Annotated in this window: 27 protein-coding genes; 17 read left to right on the top strand and 10 right to left on the bottom strand. The window is 61.8% G+C overall.

Annotated features, from left to right (window positions below; translation table 11 throughout):
• Window positions 1–159 precede the first annotated feature (159 nt).
• Window positions 160–675: a hypothetical protein gene (locus ACP7BS_RS04950; RefSeq protein WP_426236622.1), complete on the bottom strand. Its 516-nt coding sequence runs from the start codon at window positions 673–675 to the stop codon at window positions 160–162.
• A 129-nt stretch (window positions 676–804) separates the two neighbouring features.
• Window positions 805–1,212, bottom strand: coding sequence for a peptide-methionine (R)-S-oxide reductase MsrB (gene msrB, locus ACP7BS_RS04945; protein ID WP_426236620.1), 408 nt, complete (start codon window positions 1,210–1,212; stop codon window positions 805–807).
• 260 nt (window positions 1,213–1,472) lie between these two features.
• Between msrB and ACP7BS_RS04940 the strand changes: the two genes are divergently transcribed.
• The 10 genes from ACP7BS_RS04940 (at window position 1,473) to ACP7BS_RS04895 (ending at window position 9,966) form a co-directional block, all read left to right on the top strand.
• Window positions 1,473–3,833, top strand: coding sequence for a putative monovalent cation/H+ antiporter subunit A (locus tag ACP7BS_RS04940; protein ID WP_426236618.1), 2,361 nt, complete (start codon window positions 1,473–1,475; stop codon window positions 3,831–3,833).
• Entirely contained in the window at window positions 3,830–4,249 is a 420-nt protein-coding gene (locus ACP7BS_RS04935) for a Na(+)/H(+) antiporter subunit B (RefSeq protein WP_426123504.1), read from the top strand. Before ACP7BS_RS04940 ends, ACP7BS_RS04935 begins: the two co-directional genes overlap by 4 nt.
• Complete coding sequence (locus ACP7BS_RS04930) at window positions 4,249–4,626, top strand: Na+/H+ antiporter subunit C (RefSeq protein ID WP_426236616.1); 378 nt, start codon at window positions 4,249–4,251, stop codon at window positions 4,624–4,626. The genes ACP7BS_RS04935 and ACP7BS_RS04930 overlap by 1 nt, the downstream gene beginning before the upstream one ends.
• Window positions 4,627–4,631: 5 nt before the next feature.
• A complete protein-coding gene (locus ACP7BS_RS04925) occupies window positions 4,632–6,191 on the top strand; it encodes a Na+/H+ antiporter subunit D (RefSeq protein WP_426236614.1) in 1,560 nt (519 codons plus the stop codon).
• Window positions 6,188–6,664, top strand: a complete 477-nt coding sequence (locus tag ACP7BS_RS04920) for a Na+/H+ antiporter subunit E (RefSeq protein ID WP_426228606.1) — start codon at window positions 6,188–6,190, stop codon at window positions 6,662–6,664. The genes ACP7BS_RS04925 and ACP7BS_RS04920 overlap by 4 nt, the downstream gene beginning before the upstream one ends.
• Entirely contained in the window at window positions 6,661–7,035 is a 375-nt protein-coding gene (locus ACP7BS_RS04915; RefSeq protein WP_426236612.1) for a cation:proton antiporter, read from the top strand. Before ACP7BS_RS04920 ends, ACP7BS_RS04915 begins: the two co-directional genes overlap by 4 nt.
• Window positions 7,035–7,397 (top strand): monovalent cation/H(+) antiporter subunit G, encoded by a 363-nt coding sequence (gene mnhG / locus ACP7BS_RS04910; RefSeq protein ID WP_426228603.1) that lies wholly within the window; start codon window positions 7,035–7,037, stop codon window positions 7,395–7,397. The genes ACP7BS_RS04915 and mnhG overlap by 1 nt, the downstream gene beginning before the upstream one ends.
• Before the next feature lie 614 nt (window positions 7,398–8,011).
• Window positions 8,012–8,443: a MucR family transcriptional regulator gene (locus ACP7BS_RS04905; protein ID WP_426228601.1), complete on the top strand. Its 432-nt coding sequence runs from the start codon at window positions 8,012–8,014 to the stop codon at window positions 8,441–8,443.
• 415 nt (window positions 8,444–8,858) lie between these two features.
• Window positions 8,859–9,137: a helix-turn-helix domain-containing protein gene (locus ACP7BS_RS04900; RefSeq protein ID WP_426229417.1), complete on the top strand. Its 279-nt coding sequence runs from the start codon at window positions 8,859–8,861 to the stop codon at window positions 9,135–9,137.
• Window positions 9,130–9,966 carry a DUF6456 domain-containing protein gene (locus ACP7BS_RS04895; protein WP_426236611.1) on the top strand — a complete coding sequence of 279 codons (837 nt, stop codon included), beginning with the start codon at window positions 9,130–9,132 and terminating at the stop codon, window positions 9,964–9,966. Before ACP7BS_RS04900 ends, ACP7BS_RS04895 begins: the two co-directional genes overlap by 8 nt.
• A gap of 1 nt (window position 9,967) precedes the next feature.
• On the opposite strand, the gene ACP7BS_RS04890 is transcribed toward ACP7BS_RS04895, so the two are convergent.
• Window positions 9,968–10,390, bottom strand: coding sequence for a SufE family protein (locus ACP7BS_RS04890; RefSeq protein WP_426123621.1), 423 nt, complete (start codon window positions 10,388–10,390; stop codon window positions 9,968–9,970).
• A gap of 227 nt (window positions 10,391–10,617) precedes the next feature.
• On the opposite strand from ACP7BS_RS04890, the gene ACP7BS_RS04885 reads away from it, so the two are divergent.
• Entirely contained in the window at window positions 10,618–11,232 is a 615-nt protein-coding gene (locus ACP7BS_RS04885; protein ID WP_426236610.1) for a hypothetical protein, read from the top strand.
• Window positions 11,233–11,267: 35 nt separating this feature from the next.
• Here the strand turns inward: ACP7BS_RS04885 and ACP7BS_RS04880 are convergent, their stop codons facing one another.
• Window positions 11,268–11,717, bottom strand: a complete 450-nt coding sequence (locus ACP7BS_RS04880; protein WP_426236608.1) for a DUF5330 domain-containing protein — start codon at window positions 11,715–11,717, stop codon at window positions 11,268–11,270.
• Window positions 11,718–12,299: 582 nt separating this feature from the next.
• Here ACP7BS_RS04880 and ACP7BS_RS04875 point away from each other — a divergent pair.
• The 3 genes from ACP7BS_RS04875 to ACP7BS_RS04865 all read left to right on the top strand — a co-directional run bounded on the left by ACP7BS_RS04875 (window position 12,300) and on the right by ACP7BS_RS04865 (window position 15,281).
• Complete coding sequence (locus tag ACP7BS_RS04875; RefSeq protein WP_426237441.1) at window positions 12,300–13,874, top strand: sensor histidine kinase; 1,575 nt, start codon at window positions 12,300–12,302, stop codon at window positions 13,872–13,874.
• Window positions 13,846–14,820: a peptidoglycan-binding domain-containing protein gene (locus ACP7BS_RS04870; protein WP_426236606.1), complete on the top strand. Its 975-nt coding sequence runs from the start codon at window positions 13,846–13,848 to the stop codon at window positions 14,818–14,820. Before ACP7BS_RS04875 ends, ACP7BS_RS04870 begins: the two co-directional genes overlap by 29 nt.
• Window positions 14,821–14,933: 113 nt before the next feature.
• A complete protein-coding gene (locus tag ACP7BS_RS04865) occupies window positions 14,934–15,281 on the top strand; it encodes a DUF1491 family protein (RefSeq protein ID WP_426236604.1) in 348 nt (115 codons plus the stop codon).
• 12 nt (window positions 15,282–15,293) lie between these two features.
• Here ACP7BS_RS04865 and ACP7BS_RS04860 read toward each other — a convergent pair whose 3' ends face one another.
• From ACP7BS_RS04860 to ACP7BS_RS04850, 3 genes are all read right to left on the bottom strand, one after another.
• The gene (locus tag ACP7BS_RS04860) at window positions 15,294–16,316 is read right to left on the bottom strand and encodes a DUF2336 domain-containing protein (RefSeq protein ID WP_426236602.1); all 1,023 of its coding nucleotides are present in this window, start codon (window positions 16,314–16,316) and stop codon (window positions 15,294–15,296) included.
• Between the two features lie 308 nt (window positions 16,317–16,624).
• Complete coding sequence (locus tag ACP7BS_RS04855; protein WP_426236600.1) at window positions 16,625–16,933, bottom strand: hypothetical protein; 309 nt, start codon at window positions 16,931–16,933, stop codon at window positions 16,625–16,627.
• Between the two features lie 164 nt (window positions 16,934–17,097).
• Complete coding sequence (locus ACP7BS_RS04850; protein ID WP_426237438.1) at window positions 17,098–17,856, bottom strand: SH3 domain-containing protein; 759 nt, start codon at window positions 17,854–17,856, stop codon at window positions 17,098–17,100.
• Between ACP7BS_RS04850 and ACP7BS_RS04845 the strand changes: the two genes are divergently transcribed.
• The 3 genes from ACP7BS_RS04845 (at window position 17,810) to ACP7BS_RS04835 (ending at window position 19,096) form a co-directional block, all read left to right on the top strand.
• Complete coding sequence (locus ACP7BS_RS04845; RefSeq protein ID WP_426237486.1) at window positions 17,810–17,959, top strand: hypothetical protein; 150 nt, start codon at window positions 17,810–17,812, stop codon at window positions 17,957–17,959. The genes ACP7BS_RS04850 and ACP7BS_RS04845 overlap by 47 nt on opposite strands.
• A gap of 234 nt (window positions 17,960–18,193) precedes the next feature.
• Window positions 18,194–18,484, top strand: a complete 291-nt coding sequence (locus ACP7BS_RS04840) for a hypothetical protein (protein WP_426236598.1) — start codon at window positions 18,194–18,196, stop codon at window positions 18,482–18,484.
• Between the two features lie 234 nt (window positions 18,485–18,718).
• On the top strand, window positions 18,719–19,096 hold the full coding sequence (locus ACP7BS_RS04835) for a hypothetical protein (protein WP_426236596.1): 378 nt from the start codon (window positions 18,719–18,721) through the stop codon (window positions 19,094–19,096).
• A 111-nt stretch (window positions 19,097–19,207) separates the two neighbouring features.
• Here ACP7BS_RS04835 and ACP7BS_RS04830 read toward each other — a convergent pair whose 3' ends face one another.
• The 3 genes from ACP7BS_RS04830 to ACP7BS_RS04820 form a co-directional block, all read right to left on the bottom strand.
• Window positions 19,208–19,753: a DUF1254 domain-containing protein gene (locus tag ACP7BS_RS04830; RefSeq protein WP_426228583.1), complete on the bottom strand. Its 546-nt coding sequence runs from the start codon at window positions 19,751–19,753 to the stop codon at window positions 19,208–19,210.
• On the bottom strand, window positions 19,746–20,333 hold the full coding sequence (locus ACP7BS_RS04825) for a DUF1214 domain-containing protein (RefSeq protein ID WP_426228581.1): 588 nt from the start codon (window positions 20,331–20,333) through the stop codon (window positions 19,746–19,748). Before ACP7BS_RS04825 ends, ACP7BS_RS04830 begins: the two co-directional genes overlap by 8 nt.
• 223 nt (window positions 20,334–20,556) lie before the next feature.
• Entirely contained in the window at window positions 20,557–22,806 is a 2,250-nt protein-coding gene (locus ACP7BS_RS04820; RefSeq protein ID WP_426236594.1) for a transglycosylase domain-containing protein, read from the bottom strand.
• Between the last annotated feature and the right edge of the window lie 153 nt (window positions 22,807–22,959).

Genomic DNA, 22,959 nt, shown 5'->3' with positions numbered 1-22,959 from the left:
CCGGAACGGCGGACGCAGCTGCGATAGACGCAACGATTATACACCCGGTGCCATTTTGACGTGAGTGAAACGTGGGGTGAGTTCCGTGGCCATGGGAGGCAGCATTTGCTGCTGCGTGCCGCATCTCGACGCGGAAGATCGGTCCGGCGTCACCCCATGTCAGTTCGGCGCGGCGGCCGGTGCTGATGTCGGCGCCTGATTGCACCCTGCCGCAGGGCGCAGCGATTTCACCATGCGGCCGACAAGGCTGTTATAGGCCTTCAGCGTTTGGCGCGGATAGGTCAGCTGAAAATAGGCAATGCTGCCGTCGCACAGAGCGACCGCCCGGGAATAGAGGATATCGGCGCCCCGTGCGCCGGAATAGCTTGCCCATCGCGGCGTCACTTTTTCATAAGTGATCTGCCAGCCTTTCTGATTGTCCCAGATGATGCGCTGGCGGATATCGGCCGCAAAAGCGCCGTCCTCGACATAAGCGCCGTAAATCAACAGTCTGGCGCCGTCCTTTGCGTCAAACGTTGCGCCGTCGCCATTGTCGCTTTCCGCTGTCAGCGTGAAACCGGGCGGCACTTCGGCACTATAGTCGAACCGCGGATTTGAATAGCGGGTCCAACTTTCCGCTGCCAAAACCGGGATTGCGGTGAAAAGACCGGCGATCAGCAAGAGCGCATGTTTCAAGACTGTCTCCCCCCATCCCAGCATGGTGCTGCAAAGCCGTTAAAAAGGGAACGCTACAGACCCGGCGAATATTCGCGATCGGCCGCAGGGCTGTGCACATACTGCGGCCCGATATAAACCGGCAACAACTCACTCCGGCTCGAATGTCAGCGCGACACCGTTCATGCAATAGCGCAGGCCGGTCGGCGGCGGGCCATCGGGAAAGACGTGGCCGAGATGGGCGTCGCAGTCGGCGCAGCGAATTTCCGTCCGGCTCAGGCCGTAGGAGGTGTCGTGATGTTCCGTCACCGCGTCGCCGGAAATCGGTTCCAAGAAACTCGGCCACCCCGTTCCGGAATCGAATTTGGTCTGCGAGCGATAGAGCGGCCGGTTGCAGCAGAGGCAGTGATAGACGCCTGTTTTACCCAGCGCGAAATCCGGACTTGAGAAGGCCCGCTCGGTGCCGTGCTGACGGGTGATGCGGTATTGTTCCGGGGTCAGCTGCGCCCGCCATTCCGCATCGGTCTTTTCGACTTTCAGGGTGTTTTTCTCGTTCATCGGCTTCTCCGTGACGTTATGGCGCAGGACATAGGACGAACTTCGGCGGCGGCAATTGCCGTCACGGGCCTGACGATAAATTTGGCGTCGGAACGCAGCCGGCCTTTTGCGGACCGCAACCGGGGAATAGGATCTGTATATCCCGCCGTAACCTTGAGTTTGCCCATCGCTTGCCTTATTCCCAACGGTAGACACTGCGGCATTTGCGTGCCGCGCTTCCTGTTTTCCGCCGCCCCGCGCACGAAAGGACCTGCTGACCCATGAATGTCACCGACCTGACATTTCTGGCCCTCTGCCTGCCTTTTCTCGGCGCTCTTGTTGCACCCTGGCTGACACGAATGCTTGGCAGCAATGCCGCCTGGGTGCTGGCCCTGATACCGGCTGCGATCTTTGTTCACTTTGCCGGCTTTACGGCCGAGATCGCCCAAGGCACAGCCGTCACCGGCGGCTATACGTGGGTCCCGTCCTTCAACGTGCGGTTTTCCTGGCTGATCGACGGCCTGTCGCTGAGCTTCATCCTGCTGATCTCGGGCATTGGTGCGCTGATCGTGCTCTATGCCGGTGGATACCTCAAGGGCCATCCGCATCAGGGCCGATTCTTTTCGTTCCTGTTGATGTTCATGGGATCGATGCTGGGGCTGGTCGCTTCCGACAGCTTCCTGATGCTGTTCATCTTCTGGGAACTGACGTCGATCACCTCGTTCCTCCTCATCGGCTTTGATCATCACCGCGAGGCCGCGCGCCGGGCCGCGTTTCAGGCGCTGGTCGTCACCGGCGGCGGCGGGCTGTTCCTGCTCGCCGGCCTGATCGTTTTGTGGCAGATTTCCGGCGTCACCCAGTTCTCGGCTTTGTCGTCGCTTGGTCCGGTGGTCAAGGCGAGCCCGCTTTATCTGGCGGCGCTCGTGCTGGTGCTGGGCGGTGCCTTCACCAAATCGGCACAGTTTCCGTTCCATTTCTGGCTGCCGAACGCGATGGAAGCGCCGACCCCGGTCTCGGCCTATCTGCATTCGGCCACCATGGTTAAGGCGGGCGTCTATCTGTTGATGCGGCTTAATCCGGTGCTCGGCGGCACGCCGGAATGGCAGCTCATCCTGCCGGTGTTCGGTGCCGCCACGCTCCTCATCGGCGCGCTGCTGGCCGTGCGCCAGACCGACCTCAAGCTGATGCTCGCCTATACGACGATGTCGTCGCTCGGCCTTCTGGTGATGCTCACCGGCTTCGGTGCGCCCTATGCGATCGAGGCGGCGGTGCTCTATCTCGTCGCCCATTCGCTGTTCAAGGGCGCGCTGTTCATGGTCGCCGGGATCATCGATCATGAGACCGGCACGCGCGATGTCACCCAGCTTGGCGGTCTGCGCTCGGCCATGCCGCTGACCTTTGCGATCGCGCTCGCTGCTGCCATCTCGATGGGGGGCCTGCCGCCATTCTTCGGTTTTCTGGCCAAGGAGGAGGTCTACGCGGCCCTCTCGGCCTTCGGCCCCCGGTCGGTCACCTTTGCGGCGCTGGTGATTGCCGGCAACGCGCTGATGTTCGCCGTCGCTTTCGCCGTTGCGCTGAAGCCATTCGCCGGCACGCGGGTCGCAACCCCGAAACAGGCCCATGAGGCGCCGCTTCTGCTGTGGCTCGGGCCCGGCATGTTGGCGCTTGCAGGACTTGCAGCCGCGTTCCTGTCCGGCACTGTCCACGCGTTGATTTCGTCGCCGATGGCATCGGCCATCGCCGGCGAAGCACGCACCGTCACCATGTCGCTGGAGCCGCATATCGGCGTACCGCTTGCCTTGTCGGCAGGCACCGTCGTCATCGGCATTGCCCTCTATCTCGGCCTGGCGCGGGTGAGGGCGGGCGTGGCGTCGGTTCTAGACTGGATCGGCTGGGGTCCGGATCGCGGCTTCGATCAGGCCATTCGCAGCCTCCTTCGTGTGTCATTTGCCGTGACCCGGCGGCTGCAGAACGGCAGGCTGGATACCTACATGACCGCGACCTTCGTGATGGTGGCGATCGTCCTTCTCGTGCCGCCGTTCCTGTTCGGCGAACTGGCACTGGCACCGGTGTTTCCCTCTATCCCCCTGCACGAACTGGCGATCATGATCATTGCGGTGATCGGGCTGTTTGCCGTCGTCCTCGCCAAGGACCGGCTGACGGCGATCGTCTCGCTGGGCATTCAGGGCTTTTCGGTCGCGGTCATCTTCCTGCTCTATGGCGCGCCGGACTTGGCCTTCACCCAGTTCATGATCGAAACGCTGGCGGTCGTCATTCTGGCGCTGGTGATGACGCGGCTCAGGCTGTCGCCGACCGATCACCGGCCGTTCCGCCAGACCCTGCCGGATGCGGCGATCGCCATTGCCTGCGGGCTCGGCGCCGGCCTGCTGCTGCTCAAGGTGACGCAGGGTCCGTTCGATACGGAGCTGTCGGATTTCTTCGCGCACTATTCGAAAACCGTCGCCCACGGTGCCAATATCGTCAACGTCATCATCGTCGATTTCCGCGGCACCGATACGCTGGGCGAGATTGCCGTGGTGATGATTGCAGGGCTTGCCGTCCTGTCGCTGGTGCGCCTGCGGGCAGGCGCGATGCGCCGCATCGCCGATAACGATCCGGATGCAGAGGAGGGTGGCCGATGAAATCGCTGATCTTCCGCACCATCGCCCCGGTGATCGTCAGCGTCATGGTGCTGTTTTCGATCTTCGTGCTGTTGCGCGGCCATAACGAGCCGGGCGGCGGTTTCATCGGCGGCCTGATCGCCGTTGCCGCCCTGTCGATCTATGGCATCGCCTTCGGCGTCGAGACGGTTCGGCGGGCAATCGTCTTTCATCCCCTGTCGGTCGCCGGTGCCGGGCTGCTTCTCGCAACATTGTCCGGCCTGTTGTCGGTGGTCTTCCATGTGCCGTTCATGACCGGGCTCTGGGTCTATCCCGTGGTTTTCGGGCAGGAGATCCCGCTGTCGAGCGTCATGACCTTCGATATCGGCGTCTATCTGGTCGTCGTCGGCGCGGTCACCTCCATTGCCCTCTCGCTTGAGGAAAGGGGAGAAGACTGATGGAACCCGTTTTCGCCGTTCTGACCGGCATCTTCCTCACTGTGGCCGTCTACCTGCTTCTGTCGAAACTCATCATCCGCATGCTGCTCGGCGTCGCCATCCTCGGCAATGCGGTCAACCTTTTGATCTTCACCAGCGGCCGCATCATGCGCGAGGTGCCGCCGGTGATCGGGGCAGGGCTGGATGTGCCGGCTGGCGCCACCGCCAATCCCTTGCCGCAGGCGCTGATCCTGACGGCGATCGTCATTTCCTTCTCGTTCTTCGCCTTCCTTCTGGTTCTGTCCTGGCGCGCCTATAGCAGCCTTGGAACGGACAACGCCGATGCGATGCGCGTGGCCGAGCCGGACGACGTCCAGCCGCCGCCGCTTGGATACTGACAGATATGGCCGCTTCCACCTCTCCCGCCGATCTCTCCGCAGCCCTGGTTCTTCAGCCGGTGGCGGCGCTCGACTGGCTGGTGATCCTGCCGGTTGCCTGGTGCCTTGCCATCGGCGCCATCCTGCTGATGATCCGCCACAAAAGTCTGGCCCAGCCGCTGGTCGCCGTCGCAGCACTTGCCGTTCTGGTCGGGCTCGACGCGACGCTTCTCTGGCATGTCGCCCAAAGCGGACCGGTGACGATGGTGATGGGCCGCTGGCTGCCGCCGTTCGGCATCGCGTTCACGGTCGATCTCACCGGCGCGCTGTTTGCGCTGACATCGGCCGTAGTGGCGCTGATTGGCGCGGTCGCCGCCATCGACGACATCAATGCCAGCGGCAGGCGCTACGGCTTCTATCCCTTCCTGATGCTGTTGATGGCGGGCGTCAGCGGCGCGTTTCTGACCGGCGACGTCTTTAACCTCTATGTCTGGTTCGAGGTGCTGTTGATCTCGTCCTTCGGCCTGTTGGTGCTGGGCTCGGAACGCGAGCAGATCGACGGGGCGGTGAAATACGGCTTCCTCAATCTCGTCGCCACCACGCTGTTCCTGATCACCACCGGCTATCTCTACGGCATCTTCGGCATGCTCAACATGGCCGATATCGCGGCCAAGGCGCCCGGCCTGCAGATGACGGCGCCGCTGGTGACGCTGACGGCGCTCTTCATCCTCGCCTTCGCGATGAAGGCGGCGGCATTCCCGGTGAATTTCTGGCTGCCCGCCTCCTACCACACGCCACGCATCGTCGTGTCGGCGCTGTTTGCCGGCCTACTGACCAAGGTCGGCATCTATGCCCTGATCCGCATCGGCATCATGCTGTTTCCGGCAGAGCGTGAGCAGCTGAGCCTTGTGCTGGCCATCGTTGCAGCGCTGACCATGCTGACCGGTTCGCTCGGCGCTCTGGCGCAGAGCGACACCCGCCGCCTGCTCGGTTATCTCGTCATCTCCGGCATCGGCGCCATGCTTGCCGGTATCGCCATCGGCGGGGCAGACGCGATCGGCGGGGTGATCTTCTATGCGGTGCATTCGATGCTGGTGATGACGGCGCTCTATCTGGCCGCCGGTGCCGCCGCCCGGTTGAGTGGCGGGTTTTCGCTCACCAATGCCGGGGGCCTCTATCGCCACTTCCCGCTGTTTGCGGCGCTGTCGCTGATGCTGTTCTTTTCGGTGTCCGGCCTGCCGCCGTTTTCCGGCTTCTGGCCGAAGGTCATGCTGGTCAAGGCCGCGATCGACGGCGGTTTTGCCTGGCTGGCGGCCATCCTGCTGTTGTCCGGCTTCCTCACCATGATTGCCACCGGCCGGGTCTTCCTTCTGGCCTATTGGCGCCCGGCGGATGCCCAGGAGGCGGCAATACCGCAGCCGCCGGCGATCACCGCCCTGTTGCCGGTCCTCGTCCTGACGGTATCCAGCGTTGTCATCGGGCTGTTTCCCGAAACCCTGCTGAACCTCGCCCAACAGGCCGCAGCGACGCTCAACGAGCCGTCCGCCTATCTCAACTCCGTCTTCCCGGCGGGAGGTGCGCCATGACATTCCTTGCCGTCAACCTGCTGCTGATGCTGACCTGGGCGGCCGTGTCCGGCAGTTTTAGCATCCACAATCTGCTGCTCGGCTTTGCCGTCGGGGCGCTATCGATCTGGCTGGTGCGCGAACAGTTTGCCGTAGCACGCCACCGTGTCCGTCCCGTCAAACTGCTGTTGCTTGCCGCGCTGTTCTTCAAGGAACTTTCACTGTCGGCCATCAAGGTGGCGATCCTGGTGGTTCGGCCGAACATGCGGCTGCGGCCGGGCATTTTTGCCTTTCCGCTGTCGCTGACACGGGATTTCGAAATCACCCTCTTGGCCAACCTGATCACGCTGACGCCGGGCACGCTGTCGGTCGATGTTTCCGAAGACCGCAGGACGCTTTATGTCCACGCGCTCGATTGCCACGACCCGGCGGCGGAAAAGCGGGCGATTTCCAACGGCTTCGAACGCCGCATCCGGGAGGCCTTTCCACTATGAGCCCCTCCGTCATCCTGTCTTCCTCGATCTATTTCGCGCTCGCCGCCCTGTCGCTCGGCCTGGTGCTGACGGTGGTGCGGATCCTGCGCGGGCCGACCCTGCCCGACCGGGTGCTCGGTCTCGATATGCTGGTGGCGATCGCCATCGGCCTGATCGCCGTCCTCGCCATCAAGAGCGGCTTCAATCTCTATATCGACATCGCCATTGCGCTCAGTCTCGTCGGTTTCCTGGCCACCGTCGCCTTTGCCCGTTTCATTTTGGCGCGCGGACTGTCGCCGGAGAGGGGCCAGGGGGCAGGGCGCTCGCTGCCCGCCGCGCAAAAGGCTAAGCGTGGCAAGCCGGTGCTCCGCAATAAGAAGGGAGCCCGGTAATGGAAGGCGATCTCGATATGCTGATTGCGCTCGCCGTCAGTGCGCTGCTGGTGACCGGCTCGCTGTTCAGCGTGCTGGCAGCACTTGGGCTGCTGCGCTTCCCCGATCTCTACACGCGCATGCACGCAGCCTCCAAGGCCGGCACGATCGGTTCCGGCCTGCTGCTGCTGGCCGCCGGCATCCATGCGATGGATATCGCCATCCTGTTGCGCGCCCTTGCCGGCTTTGCCTTTTTCGTGCTGACAGCGCCGCTCGCGGCCCACCTGTTGGCCAAGGCCGCCCATCAGGCGGGGTACCGGCTGAGCAATCTGTCGGTGACCGACCAGATGCCGCAGTCTCCGCCGAAATCCCATAGCCTGTGAATGCGCCCGTGCCTTTAATCGAACGCATTCTGCCGCGATGCATGCTTTGGCGCGATTCTGATCCGGCCCCGCCGGTTTTGTCACGCCGGCCACTCGGGTTCCTCATTAGAATGTCTCGAAGCTGGGGCTTGGTATTGCTGCAAACAATATGGTTAATGCCAAGTAAAATCTCGATTACTTGGCAAGTCGCACAGCCTCTGCGGCAAAATGTATCGTAATGTTTCCAAGTTGACCCTGGAATGCGCCGCCTTTGAAGTTCAATAGGCTAAATCTCGCATAAATTATGGTTGGACTTTTGCTCGATCGATGTTAATCGAGTAAAGGCAAAGTGTCCATTTCCGTATTACTTCATTGTGAAATTCCAGCATGGGTTGTGACTATTGATCGTTGCTTTGAGGCGCAGGGTTGTCCCGGCGCTTTGGTAACGGATTCCAATCTCTGGGAATTAGGAGTATTATGCGGTTCTCGTGGTTTTCTGTCGTCGTCAGGAGCTAAGCGCATCTGGCCAGGCGGAGGAGCATGATGTTCGGGCACTTTCTCAAGATGGTTTAGTTGTGTCCGCGATAAACCCGTCGCGGCCACGTTTGAAGTGATTCCGATAGGAGAAAGAAAAAATGACGGATTTACCGCTGGGCTCGGGCCACGACCTGCTGGTCGAATTGACCGCCGAGATCGTCGCTGCCTATGTCAGCAATCATGTCGTGCCGGTCGCCGAACTATCGACACTGATCGGTGACGTGCATGCGGCTTTGAACAACACCAGCAGCCCGGCACCGGTTGCGGTTGTGATCGAAAAGCCAAAGCCTGCCGTTTCGGTTCGCAAGTCCGTTCAGGACGACCAGATTACCTGTTTGGAGTGCGGTGGCACGTTCAAGTCGTTGAAGCGCCACCTGATGACCCATCACACGCTGTCGCCGGAAGAGTACCGCGAGAAGTGGGATCTGCCGTCTGACTATCCGATGGTCGCACCGGCCTATGCGGAAGCGCGTTCGCGCCTCGCCAAGGAAATGGGCCTGGGTCAGCGCCGCAAGCGCCGCGCCAAGTAAACCACCCGATTTCAGCAATCGATGTTCAAGCCGGTCTGACTCCCACAGACCGGCTTTTTCGTGCCAGGCACAGACCGGAAAAAAATCAGGCGAGGAAAAAATACCTATTATTTTTTGCAAAAAGCTCGAAAACACTGGAGAAACAACGGATGGTTGTGATCGAGTGCTTTCATTCATCCCCGCAATCGCACTAGGGTGTATGAATTAATTCCTATAAAAGGAGTGAGCCATGCACCTCAGCCATTTTCTTCATCGGCCCCCGTCTCCAAAACAATCTTTGCCGGCCCCAAGAGCGCGCGTGGTCACACAGTCCATCCAGCCGCCCGGGTCCGGGACGCTGGCCGATCCCTGGGGCCCGGTTCTGTCCGTTGCCGCCCACCACAGATGCCGTCTTGTGCGCCAGGTGACGGCGGAGATGGTCATGCTGGTCGGCGAGCGCGTGCCGCTCAGGCGCGATCGCCGCCGCACCAGCTGCCATGTCCGGCAGATCTCCATGTATGTCTGCCATGTCGTGCTGCAGATTTCGCTGACCGATATCGGCTATTCCTTCGGCCGTGATCGCACCACCGTCAGCCATGCCTGCAATGTCGTCGAGGACCGGCGCGACGATCGGGCCTTCGACGATTTCATCGCCGCGCTGGAGCGTGTCGTCACCTGCTTCTTCGGTGCGCCGGGAGGGCGGGACCATGCGTGAGGCAACACCCTGCGCCCGCACCGCGCAAAACAACCTCGTCCGTTTCGTCCGTGCCGTCGTCACGCATGCTCCGGTCCGGCTGGAGCCCGGCGCGGCGGCAGACACGCTCGTTCTCCACGGCAAGGGGCCGCAGCCAGGCAAGCCGCCGCGCCCGGTCGCGGGATCGACGGTCAGGCAGGCGCTCTCCCTCGGACTGCTGCGCCTTGACGGCTCTGTCATCCGGCCAACGGCACAGGCGCTGCCTTTCCTGCGCCGCGCCCTTGTCGGCGCCCCCGACGCGTATCAGGAACAGCACCGCGACATCGAAACCGCGACCGCTGACGTCGAGGGTGTGCGTCAGGCCGTTCGGGTCAATCACCTGGAATCGCCGCTCGGTGCCGCCGCACGCCTGAAGGAGAAATCCGGCCAGCCTTTCCTGCCTGAGGAGGCGATCGCGGCAGGAGAGAGGCTGCATGCCGATTTCACCCGGGCGCATCTGCAGCCACGGCTGACCATGTCCTACGAGCCACGCTTGTCGACGAAGACCAAGGGTGGCGCCGGCGGCGCTGGGGATATCAGCGATTCGGCCATGTCTGCACGGTTTCGCGTCGGCAAGGCGATGGAGGCGATCGGGCCGGAACTCTGCGGTGTGGCGCTGGATGTCTGCTGCTTCCAGAAGGGGCTGGAAATCGTCGAGCGGGAGCGGCAATGGCCGGCGCGTTCGGCCAAGCTGATGCTGCGCACCGCCTTGATGGCGCTTGCCCGCCATTACGCGCCGCCACCGGCGGCACCAAGGAGGAACCATGCCTGGGGTGCTGAGGGCTACCGGCCCGATGCGGGCGACTGGTAAGCTAGGCGATAAGCTGGCGGGCGGCCTCGTCCTTGATGCGCTTGATCATCGACCGCAATCCGTTGGCGCGTTGCGCCGTCAGGTATTCGATCAGGCCCATGCGGCCGAACAGGTCGATGGCATCGGTCTTGATGATATCGGAGGCGTGCTGCCCGGAAAAGATCGACAGCACGATGGCGACAAGACCGCGCACGATATGCGCATCCGATTCGCCCTCGAAGGTCAGGATCGGATCGCTTGCCGCAGGGCTGGCATGGGTGACCAGCCAGACCTGGCTGGCGCAGCCCTGTACCTTGTTCTCGGATGTGCGCTTGTCTTCCGGCATTTCCGGCAGCTTGCGGCCGAGCTCGATGACATAGCTCATCCGGTCCTGCCAATCGTCCAGATAGGCGCAATTGTCGATGATCTCGGCAAGCGGGGTGATCGGCGATGTGTTCGTCTGGTCCATGCCGTTGATATAGGCGTGATGGGGAAAACTGTGAAGAGGTTTTCGAGCAGGCAGCAGCTCATCTATTTAGGCTTCGCAGTGACATAAACTGTTGTTGTATTGATGGATATCTGCAATTTTAGAGGGAAGACCCGTTTACGCCTGATCCGCATCGGGCGATCCTGTTCCAGAAGGTCTCGTCCAAATGCGCTAAGGGGAAACGCATGAAAAAATCGCTGCAAAGGACATGGATAACCGACATTCTGGAGGCCGTGCCGTCCGTCGTGTTTCTGGCGTTGTGGCGCAGCGGTTTCGACATGGAAACGTCGGGCTGGACCGGAGCCCTGTTGGCCGCCGCCCAGCTTCTCGGTTTTTACCGTTTTGGCGTTTTCTCCAACCCCATCATGCTGGGGATTAACCTGCACCTGTTGATCATCACGCCTTTGATCATGGTATCTTTCGCAATCGGCGCCCGTGAATTCAGCGATGCACTGGTTGTCCATTCCTATCGAGGTGTGCTGGTCACGGTTTTTGTCGTGGGATGTGTCTTGACGCTGATGTCCCGCCGCGGCTTCGTCGGCATCGACGATGTGCCAAAGAGAAGTTTCTGGAAAACATCAGGAGTGCTCCTGGCTGCATCGGCATTGGCGATCGTATGGGCTTTCGCCTACACCGGCGCCGTTGTTCTCTCGGTTGCCGTTCCAATGATAGGACTGTTCGCCTTGAGACGTTTTTTGATTGCCAACATTCTCGACAACGAAAACCGCATCGGCGGGATCGCTTTGGCTGGTGGTGTCTCTGCTTTTCTTGCCGGAAGGGATCAGGCTGGGGAAATCTGAGGCGAACGCGCGTCGAAAAGGGAAAGGCGTGGATATTACCGCACCACGGACGCCTTCGGTTCGATGCGCTTTTCCGGCACCGGGATTCTGTTGAAGATCGGTTCCGGCTGTGCGGCGGCCTGTTCGGCGGTGGCGACATCGGCGGTGACGTCGATGGCTGGCTGCCCGGAGGCGGCCACTGTGCCTGTGGTCACGGCATCGCTGGGTTCGGCAAATTGCTGGTCGAGAAACTGATAGGCGATCTTGGCGCCTTCACGGGCCCGGTGGCCGAGCGCCACGAACGTCTCGGTGCCCTTGACGCAGACATCCGGTTTTTCGATGCAGATGGCACTGAAATAGCCGAAGGCTTCGGTTGCGGCCGAGACCGTGTCGCCGACATCGACCTTCGGGCCGCGCTCAAGCGTCGAGGTGCTGGCCGGATCGAGAAACGGCAACAGCACCAGCACCAGCGAAAACCAGAATGTTCCCTTGATCAGAAACCACATTGTCTTGCCCATCCTTTGGTAAGGCACTCAAACCTGCGTCCGGTCTCTGCCGGGTTCGCTCCCTTGGCGCCTTGTCATCACACCTTAGGCGTGGATTCGGAACATGCCTTTGCCAAAACCGGTGGCATTTGCACCGTATTTTCTTAAAATTGAAATTATCGGCTTTTGAATGGCATTTGCATCGTATTTTAGCGGCCGCCATTAAGGTTCAAGGCGGAGGATTGCAGACCAAGGCGGCAAACGCGGGGTGCGCAGCCGGGCAGCGTTGCCACAGAGGTTAACAGGAGGCCGAAAACCACCTGAAATCCAGCGCTTACACCCCATTAACCACAAAAGACAAAGCCCCGGCGATTTGTCCCGGAATGGGACTTTGAGGGCCTTTCGCGGGATTTGTCGCAATTTCATTTATCCTTTCATTAAGCCGCCAGTGCGAAATTCGGATGTGCAAAGCGATCATCCGAAAAGACCGTTTCCGGTCCCGGATGACAGCTCGGCCATAAAGGACGGAACCATGACGGGGTCCGGAAAAGAACGAGCGTACAGGGTTGGACGTTGAGAGTATTGCGTAACATTGCTGGCAGGATGGCGTCGCGCATCGACGACGCCGCGCGCCTTTGGCTGCCCCGCCAGCAGGCGGGAGAGCCGGAGGCAAGCCGCGAGTTCGCCGTTATCCGGGCGGTCGCCGCCACCGCGCTCGTGGCCTTCCCGACCGTTCCTCTCGCTCTGTCCGTCGCCCTGCCGGTTTCGCTGGCCCTGCCGGTGGGTGCTGCCCTGGTCGGCGCTGGCGCCCTGATCGCCGCCGTCGGCGGTATCGCCTATCAGCGCAGTCGCAAGCCGTCCTATGTCATCGCTAAAAACCGGGAGACACACATCGATAACGGCGCCCGCCACTATGATTGTTTTGCCGGTCTGGTCACGGTCCATGATATCCGCGGCTCGGTCACATCCGTTCATGGCCGCGATGCCGAAGCCTATCTGGCCTGGATGCGCAATCCCTACGGCCGGGGCTTCATCGAGCAGATCCATGTTTCCGACCGCATCCTCTTCCTGCAGGCCATCGATGCGCTGCGCCAGGGCGACCGCCAGGCGACCATCGACATCCGGCTGGAGCATCCCAACGTCTTTGCCGGCGGCGAGCAGTTCGTCCACATGCGCTGCGAAATGACGGCGATTGGCGAGGCGGAAGGCGCGTTCTCCATCCTCGTCCAATCGCGCGACGTTTCCGAAGAAGCGCGGCTGCGCGCCGAGGCGATCCACAAGACCGGTCTTGCCGAGACCGCCAATGATGCCAAGACCCGGTTCCTGGCTGCCGTCAGCCATGAGCTGCGCACTCCGCTCAATGCCATTCTCGGTTTTTCCGATATTTTGGCCGGCGAATATTTCGGCAAGCTCGAAAACGACCGGCAGCGGGAATATGTCTCGCTGATCAACCAGTCGGGCCACCATCTTCTGTCGGTGGTCAACACCATGCTCGACATGAGCAAGATCGAGGCCGGCCGCTACGAGCTGATCCCCGAGCCTTTCCGGGTCGCCGATGTCGTCAATGCCTGCGAAGCCATGCTCGGCCTGCAGGCGCGCGAAAAGGGCGTCCAGCTGACCAGCCGGATCATGCGCAATGTCGCGGAGGTCAACGCCGACCAGCGCGCTGTCCAGCAGATCCTGATCAACCTGGTCGGCAATGCCATCAAGTTCACCGATCGCGGCGGGCTGGTGACCATCGACGCCGAAATCGCCGGCAGCAATCTCAACCTGATCGTCAGCGATACCGGCATCGGCATCGCCGAGGACAAGCTGTCGATGCTCGGTCAGCCCTTCGTGCAGATCCAGAACGCCTATACCCGCAAATACGAGGGCACAGGCCTTGGCCTGTCGCTGGTCAAGGGCCTGGTGGCACTGCATGGCGGGCAATTCGACATCCGCAGCCGTCCGGGCGAAGGCACGGTGATCACCGTGACGATCGCACTCGACGGCTCGGGCATTGTCGGCATCGACGAGCAGGAACCTGTGGAACAGACAATGGTGGAGTTTCCGCCGCGCCTGAAGGAGCGTACGCGAGTAAAGACCGATGGCCAGACCTATCCGGAAGCGAGCCGGTGGGATGCCGATGGAATGAACGGGGGTGCAGGTCATGACGGCTCGCAAGCGAAAACAGCCTGAGAAGAAAAAGAAGGCGCAGCGCGGCCCCGGGCTTGTGAGCCTGGGCCTGGCGATGCGCGGTCTGACCTTCGCCGGCCGCCTGGCGTCGCGCAATCCGCGCGCCTTCGGCGGTTCGCTGGCGTTTGCCGTCGCCTTCAGTTTCGTTGCCGCCAATGCCATGTGGTATCAGCCCGGCGCCCATCCGTCGCCGTTCCTGCGCACGCGTCTTCCGCTGGGCGATCCGCAATCGGCCAGGATCGGCGCTGACGACGACAGCCTTGCCCCGCGCAAGGTGACGACATTCGTCATCCAGCGCGAGGATGAGCAGCAGCAGACCGCCAGCATCGAGCAGCCTAAGCCCGAGCCGGATGCGGATGCGGAAACTGTTTCGCAGATCATCCAGTCTGCACCCGCAGCAACGGCTGCGACCGACACGGCACTGGTGGCCGGCATCCAGAGGGAATTGGCGCGCCGCGGCTTCTACGACGGCCCGGCCGACGGCAAGACCGGCCCGAAGACATCTGCCGCGATCCTGCGTTTTGAAAAACAGGCGGGCCGCCCGGAAACCGGATCCGCCAGCGATACGCTTCTGGCGGCCCTGCAGGGAGCAGGCGGTGCACCACCGGCAAAAGCAAAAACGCTGTCCACGGCAAAACCGGCACAGCGGCCCTATGAAAACGTCAAGGGCGGCAAGGGGGAACTCGATCCGGTGGCGGCGGCGATCCGCAATGCCGAAATCGATCCGCAATATATCCCCAAGGCCGATATTCCCGCCTCCAGCGAACTGGTGATGAACATCCAGAAGGGCCTCAGCAATCTGGCCTATAGCGATGTCTCCGTCGACGGCGTTGCCGGCGAGCAGACCCGTTCCGCCATCCGCCATTTCGAAAAGCACTACCGCCTGCCCGAAACCGGCCAGCCGAGCGACAAGGTGCTGAAAAAAATGAAGGAAATCGGCGCGCTCTGAGTTTTTTGGCACGCGGTTGCGTCACGGTTTTTGCTGCCGCAAACGATGGTCGAGTGCGCCGGTGAAGGGGCCGCAGATTTGCGCCCGCGCCAACACCGGTGTATCAGCCATCCATGCGCCTGAAATCCGAAATCTTCGTATCCGCCCTCGTTCGCCGGGTCTTCGGCCTCGGTGCCTATGCGGCCGTGCTGCGCAAGGGGGCCGGCGAGGCGGGGGCGATCTTCATCCGGCAGCGGTCACGCCTCGGCACCGAAACGCTTTATGCGCCGGCACCGCAGAGTTTCTTCGATGACCCGGCTCCCGGCCGGCTGTTCGAGATACGGCTAGACAACGTGGATACCGATGCGGTCGATCAGGCGATTGCCCGCGAAATCCGTTTCGACCCGGATTGCTGGGTGGTGGAGATCGAAGTCGATGGGCGCGGCGACCTGTTCGACGTGGTGAGCGAAAAACACAGCTGAATCCTCAAGAAATCAGCGGCTGCGGCCGAAGGTCCGTTTCTGCTGCAGATCGGCGGCAATGCGTGCCGGTTCCTGGCGGGCTGCCGGCTGGCGCGGGTCTGCGCCACGGTCGGGCGACAGATAGGCCTGATGCTCGGAGGGGCCGACCGTGTCTTTCCTGTCCGTTTGCAGCCAGGCCTGAACGCGGACGCGACAGGTTTCCGCTGACAGGGAGGCGAGCAGTGCTTCGCCGCGCGTGGTGCCGCCGAGCCGCCCGGTAAGGTCGGGATAGAATGCGCAGAGTATGAAAAGGCTGTCATCGGAATGCATGTCCAGCGCCGTCAATGCCGTGGCGAGCTGCTGGCCGGAAATGTCGAGCAGGATGCGCTCGCCCAGTTCCGGGCTCGAGGACAGTGCTGCCGACAGGCTGGCGGCAAAGAGATTGGCCTCGCCTGAACGGGCGAAGCGAACGAGCAGGGCCTCGTGCACCGGGTCCACGGGCTCGATGCCCGGCAGGACGGGGACGGTCTTTTGGGGGAGGCGGGCCAGCGATTTCAGATCACTGCGCAGTTTTTCCTCGCGCAGCAGTTTTGCCGTGGTCATGCCCTGTGCCGTCGCCTCCGGCCGGCGCTGCAACGCCTCGTCTGTCGTCGGCGCGGCGAGAGAGACCTGCGAGGCGGGAACGGCCGTCTCTGCCGGTGCGGCGGCGGTCTGGCGGCGCTCTACAAGCGCATCGACGACATGAACCGAAAGGTTGTCGCGCCGGGCGATGGCGGTGGCATGGGCCTGTCCTTGGCTGCGGATCACCTGCAGTAGCGTCGCGTCATCGATCGCGTTGGAGCGGGTGAGGAAGATCGCAGCAATGGAAATCGGGGCATTGCCGATCTGCAGAGCCACGGATGGCGGTACATGCTGGCATTGGGAGAGGGCGGCGGCAGCCTGGCGGCGGGCTTCGTCGCTGGAGGCGGAAAACAGCGGGTCGAACAGTTCGGAGAATTGCTTGAGGTCGGTCCGGCGGGGATGGCGCAGTCCTTCAAAACCGGTCACGGTCGCCATCAGGACCACGTCCTTCAGCCGCCCTGTCTGCGGTCTTTCCAACTCACGAAACCGGTCCGCCACGGATACACCCACTCATACGCATAACATCAATGTCCCGATTTCGAACACCTGAGCATTGCTGCTTGTTCGAAAGGGTGGCGAAATTTCAGACAAAGCCGGAGAAAGCGTCTTTGCATGCCGCTGGCGCTACCACTATCATCGACGCTAAGGCGCTGAAAACATTGGCGCCGACAATGGCGATGCCGACCCTGCCGATCATGGCTGAATGATGATTGGAGAATAGGGCGACGTGGTTAATATTCCGTTTACCGCAGGAGAAACGTGCCATTGCGCTGCATGGCGAGGCGCTTTTGCACTGGTTCCTCGGGCGAGGCAGCCTGCGGCTTGGCATGGCCGGAAACAGGGCGTTGGCCGGAAACAGGGGCGTTGGGACCGCCGGTGAGATCCGCCAACTGATGATCTGCAGCATCGGCAATCGCCACGAGCACCTCCTCGCGGCTCCAGCCGGCCAGATGGGCTTGGTCGGCGATGAGAGCGACGGCAGGATAGACGCTTCGAGCACATTGCCGGCGGCGATATTCGCCGATCCAGTGCAGCAGAGGGCTTGGAAACATGGTGTTCTCCCATCAACAAGGGACAACCCATGCGCGAGGATTTCGTTCCGTTAAATCGACTTCCGTTAAATCGGCTAGGGCGTGTTGGTGTTGCTGATACAAAAAGACGGGCGGCATGGTGCCGCCCGTCGTTTACCGCTCATCCGCCTGCGGAGAAGCGTGGCTTAGCTGCAGTTTTCGTCGCCAGGACGGCAGCGGGGACGCAGATTGGGATCCCGGTTTCCGTCGCGTCTTTGGAACTGCTCGCCGTCATTGCTACGGTTGCGATCACGCGGACGCTCGAACTGCTGCTCGCTGTTGTTGTTGCGGCGTTCGATGCGCTCCCGGTCGCGTTCCCGCCGGTTGTTCTGATCATTTTCGAACTGCCGGGCATTGTCGTCCCGGCGGCGTTCGATGCGTTCGCTATCCCGGTCGCGGCCAGGACGTTCGATGACGATGCCGTCGTTAAAGTTGTCGCGCGGCCGCTCATAGGTGTTGTAGTCGCGCCTTGGCCGGCGATCCGGAGTGACGCGGTCACGGTCGCGGTCGCGGCGGTAAAAATCCCGCTCCCGATAGAAGTCGCGGTTGCGATAGTTGCGATCCCAGTAGTTTCCGAGTTCGAACGTCACCAGCGGAATGCCGAGCGAGCCGTAATAGTCCGGCCCGACGAAAACGCGGCGTTGTTGGTACTGCGCCTGAACGTAACGGCCGGCGACCCAGCCGCGGCCGTTGTAGAAGGACACGTCGCACCACGGCGTGTCGGCAAGGCAGCCGTGAATTTCAAGCGGCGTGCCCACCGGAATGACGGTGACTGCAGGGTAACGGGTGCTGGGGCCGGAGCGCATGTTGACATTCGCCGTCGAAAATCCCTCTGCGGCCTGAGCGATGGCTGGCAGCATGAAAACGGCCGAAGCCGCCGCTATCGCCATCAATGCTGATTTCAGTGAATATCGTCGCGGTAGTGTCATTGTTTCCATCCCTATCGATCCGGCGCGCGTATGTGGGGCGCGGTTTTCTGCAGACACCTTTGTTTTTTGTCTTTTTTGAGGTGACTTTTTTGGGGCGTCCGGGCGTGCCGTTTTTATGTACGGTGCCTTGTAACGCGCAGGCCGCCTGCTTCGTTCCTAAGCTGCGGAGCAGTACGAGCCGCGATGAACCCATCACGAGCGGATAGGATTCTGCGCCGATGAAAAGGTGCAGAAAGGTGCGGTTTACCGCCTGTATGCGGGAACCAAATGCGGAGCTATGCGTTGAGGGAGCATTGAAAAAGGAGCCCTGACCATGGTCGAAAAGAAATTCGCAGCTGTGCCCAATGATGCCGAAATCAGTGCGGAGGTCGAAGCCGGCACGGCAAAAGCCGATCTGGAAAACCAGCTGGCCGAGTTGCGCGCCGAAATTTCACGCCTGACGGACTCGGTGTCCGCCATCGGCAGCAGTGCCAAAGCGGTTGCGGTCTCGGAAGTCGAGGTGCTGACCGAGCGGCTTCGCGACCGCATTCGCGACGAACCCGTGTCGACCCTCCTGGCGATTGCCGGCGTCTCATTCGTGATCGGCTTGCTGGCGCGGCGTTAGGCATCCGCGTTTGGGATGTTCCCCACGAAACTGACTGGCGTAAGCGCTCGTCTATACTAATTCCTGCAAGGCGGGAAAAATGTCCGGTGCCAAGGCGCCGGGCATTTCGATTTGCGGATAGTGCCACTTTAAGCGATGTTTTTTCTGAGAAGCTACGTTTTGCGCCAGTTGACGTTTTGACCGTTAAGGAGCTGTTAACTATCGTATGGCTCAATCCGACAGCAGGTGATGTCGTTGGATATCATCGGCATTCTCGCATGGAATGGCGTGACGTCCGGAATTCCCGGAAGAAGGAGCAACGAGAAAGGCGCAGATGCCCGAAGCCTGACGGCCACCAAGCCTGATGACAACGGACGCGTCAGCCCGCACAGCGGGCAGGGTGAAATCAGTACGGTAGTTCATCCGTCTCAACCATTTTTGGAGACGAGCATGGCAGACGTTATCAGGCTAGAGGAGCGCCTTGTACGGGCGCCACCGAAACCATCCATGGGTCCGGTTGCACCAGGCAATGCGGTGATCCTGTTGTTTACCGGCATCCGCTATGAGCGGCTGGACGGTCACCCGGGCCATGCCCCGGCGAAAAAGACCCCAGGCAGCGCGAAGAAGCATTGAGACTTCTACCGGTTCGACGCTTTCCGGCGGAGCGCCGGCGCGTGGTGAATTGCATTTCAGAGTTTTTGTCTTAAGACCCGGCCGTTGGGCAGCGGGAGCATTCCAAAAGACCTATCGCCGGAACGGCTCACAGCTGGATTCGGCCAGGAAATTGCGCACGGTTTCCTCGTAGCTGTTCGTCGGCGCGAGCGCGCGCAGGACCGCATAGCCTTCCTCTTGCGGCATCGCCACCATGATCGACTGTGCAAGGCTTGCGGGCGGCGTCTTTCTGAGATCGACGAGCTGGATCGGCGTGGCCATGACCAGATCGAGATTGCCGTTGACGGCCGTATGGTCGTTCATGCTGAAGATCTCGTTGGAATTGGCGTCGTAGATCGCCAGCGACCAGAAGGGCACGGCACCCTTGGCGACGAACCGGGCTGGCCCGGCATCCACCGAAAATCCGCAGACGGCGACCCGCAGGAACGGATCGTCATTGGCAAGTCCGGTCGGGCCGGGCTCGCTGGTCAGCGAAAAGAAACTGTCCATCTCATAGAGGCCGAGCACCCGGCTATAGGCGTCCTTGCCGGTAAATTGCGGCAAGGCCAGAATGATGACGATGTGCAGGAGAGCCGCACCGACCAGGCCGACAAGGATGGCAAACAGCGCGCTACGCATCCGGGCACCCCGTCTTGACGATCGTCGGCATGGCGAGATCGATGAGACCGGACGAGCCGGCCGTCGGGGTATCGAGCAGGGTCAGGACCAGCTTGAAGGCACCGGCGCGGCGTATCGCCAGCCAATTGTCCGGCTGGGCAATCGGCGAGACGTGGATGACGAAGGAACTGTCGGGCTGGCGCAACACCGTCCAGGCATTGGTTGCCGCCGGCAGTTCCGGGGCGATCTTCATCGGCTGGTCGTTGGCATGGGTCGCATACAGCGTCCAGAAGCGGGCGGGCGGGGTGACGCCGGTAATATCATAGGAGCAGTTGGAGGACAGCTTTAGCCCGGTGCTGTCTGCGGCAGCGGTAAACTGCAGGCCTTCCGCCCCGCCATAGAGCAACTTGCCGGCGCGTGCCCGGTGGGCCTTGGCATAGGGATCGGTGTTTTCCGTCTGCGCATCCGGAAAGGCCACCCAGGGACCAAGCGCAATCGCCCCGAAGCCGGCCGTGGCTTTGAGCGCCGATACGCTGGAAACGATACCGACGGCGAAGGCCACGGACAGGGCAAGGGCGACGAGGAGGGGGATGCGGAACAAGATATTCTACCGGGAATGCGCGAGGAGTGGTGAGTCATAACGCTGGGAGTTTGAGGTTGCATACCCCCCTCTGTCCCTCTTTACCTCCCCCTTGAGGGGGGAGGTCGCAGCGAAGCTGCGGGTGGGGGTGATCCATTGGGTGTCGCGGCAGGTCACCCCACCCCGTCGCTGCGCGCCGACCCTCCCCCTCAAGGGGAGGGTGGAAACACCAGCCGCAAACACATCACCGCCCGCCATCACGGCCTCCCTTGGCGATATCGCCGGTCGGTTGCGGATCGATTTCAGCGACTTTGCCGGGCGTTTCGGCCTGGATTTTCAAGGCGGGGGCGGTATCGAACTTTTCGCTGAGCGATTTCAGCAGCCGGGTGACCTCCGAGGACAGCGAACGCGGCCGCACCAAAGGCGGCAGGGCGTTTTCGTCGGCGGGTTTTGCCGCGGCGGTCTCGGTTTGCTTCTTTTTCGCATCCGGCCCCGGCAAGGGATTGTCGATGCCGGGGATGGCCCGGTGCTCGATGCCCTGTTCGGCATAGTCCATCAGCCGCTTGAAGGTCATGGCCGGCAGCGAGCCGCCGGTCATGTTGTTGGTCGAGGTATAGTCGTCATTTCCGAACCAGACGGCGGTGGTGTAATCGCCGGTAAAGCCGACGAACCAGGCGTCGCGGTAGGCCTGCGTCGTGCCGGTCTTGCCGCCGGCGACGATGCCGTTGTCCAGCGCTGCCTTGCGCGCCGTGCCGATGATCGGGATCTGGGTCAGCATGTAGTTCATCGAGGCATTTGCCTGTTCGCTGACGACGCGCTGGGCGGGCGGTTCGTCGCGGTTGAAGTCATAGAGGATATCGCCGTCATAATTGAGGATCTGGCTGATGCCGTGGCGGCGCGATTGCAGGCCGCCGGCGGGAAACACGGCATAGGCCGTCGCCTGATCCATCACCGTGACTTCGGACGTGCCGAGCGGCATGGTCTTGTCGGTACGAACAGGTGTTTCGATGCCCATCTTCTTGGCGGTTTCGGCAATGACTTCGGTGCCGAGCGTATCCTTGGCAAGCCGCACCGGCACGGTGTTGATCGATTTGGCGATGGCGGTCAACAGGGTCACCTTGCCGGAATAGCTGCCCTTGGAATAGTTTTGCGGCGACCAGCCGCGCCAGGTGATCGGCGCGTCGCTGATGGTCGATTCGGGCTTCAGGCCCTTCTCCATGGCGGCGGTATAGGTATAGACCTTGAAGGACGAGCCCGGCTGGCGCAGCGCCTTGGTGGCGCGGTTGAACTGGCTTTCGCCGTAATCCCGGCCGCCGACCATGGCGCGCACCGGGCCGCCATTCTCGATCATCACCATGGCGCCCTGCTTGACCTTGTAGGTCTCGCCATATTGCCGGAGGCTGGATTCGACCGATTCTTCCGCCGCCTGCTGCAGGCCCATGTCGATGGTGGTACGCACGACCAGCGAATGCTGGGCAAAGGGCGTGGCGATGCGCTTGGTTTCGTCGAAGGCCCAGTCGAGGAAGAAATCCGGGGCTGTGACCTCGGCGCGGTCGATGACCTTTGCCGGGTTGAGACGTGCGGCAATCACCTGGCCCTCGGTCATCAGCCCGCCCTGGACGAGATTGGTCAAAACCTCGTTGGCGCGGGCGCGGGCGGCCGGCAGGTTGACATGCGGCGCATAGCGGGCAGGGGCCTTGAACAGGCCGGCCAGCATGGCGCTTTCGGCCAGATTGAGATCGGTGATGTTCTTGCCGAAATAGAATTGCGAGGCCGCCGCCGCCCCGAACGTGCCGCCGCCCATATAGGCGCGGTCGAGATAGAGGCGCAGGATTTCCTTCTTCGACAGATTGCATTCCAGCCAGACGGCAAGGAAGGCTTCCTTGATCTTGCGCTCGATGGTGCGCTCGTTCGACAGGAACAGGTTTTTCGCCAGTTGCTGGGTGAGGGTCGAGCCGCCCTGGACGACGCCGCCGGCCCGGGCATTGATGGTCATGGCGCGGGCAAGCCCCAAGAAATCGATGCCGTAATGATCAAAGAAGCGGCGGTCTTCGGTGGCGAGAACCGCCTTGACCAGCGTATCCGGCAGCTCGTCGATCGGCACGGAATCCTCGTGGATGATGCCGCGATGGCCGATCTCGTTGCCGTAGCGATCGAGGAAGGTGACGGCGAAATCGCCCTGCGCCCGCCAGTTGCCCTTGGTGTCCTCAAAAGCCGAGAGCGCCAAGGCCAGCATCAGCACCGCGCCGGCCGTGCCCCAGGTCATGCCTTCGCCGAGCACCTCGAACAGCACTTTCTTCCAGCCGCGCACGCGAAACCGGCGGAAGAAGATGGTGATGTCCTCCCACCAGACGCCAAGCCGGAAACCGGCATTCCAGACGGTCGAATCGATCCAGGAATCGACGCGCAGCAGGAAATGGCGCTTCCTCGGACGGTCGTCCTTCGGGACGCCATTCTCGGGGTTCGGGCTGTCGTCTTGGCTTGGATCCTGCAAGGCGGTGGCATCCTGATGACGTCAAGTTCTACAGCGCCGTGCGTCATACGACGCACCAAGGTTCGCTGTAGCGTTTATACCTGCTGCATAATTTTATCCTTAAACCGATGTGGGTTTAAGGAATGATGCAGGGCCGATATTTGCATGGGCCGG

It is taken from the genome of Pararhizobium sp. DWP1-1-3 (assembly GCF_049896125.1).
Classification (GTDB): Bacteria; Pseudomonadota; Alphaproteobacteria; order Rhizobiales; family Rhizobiaceae; genus Pararhizobium.
Note: the sequence above shows the minus strand (reverse complement) of the source record. Positions and strands in the feature narration are given on the sequence as shown.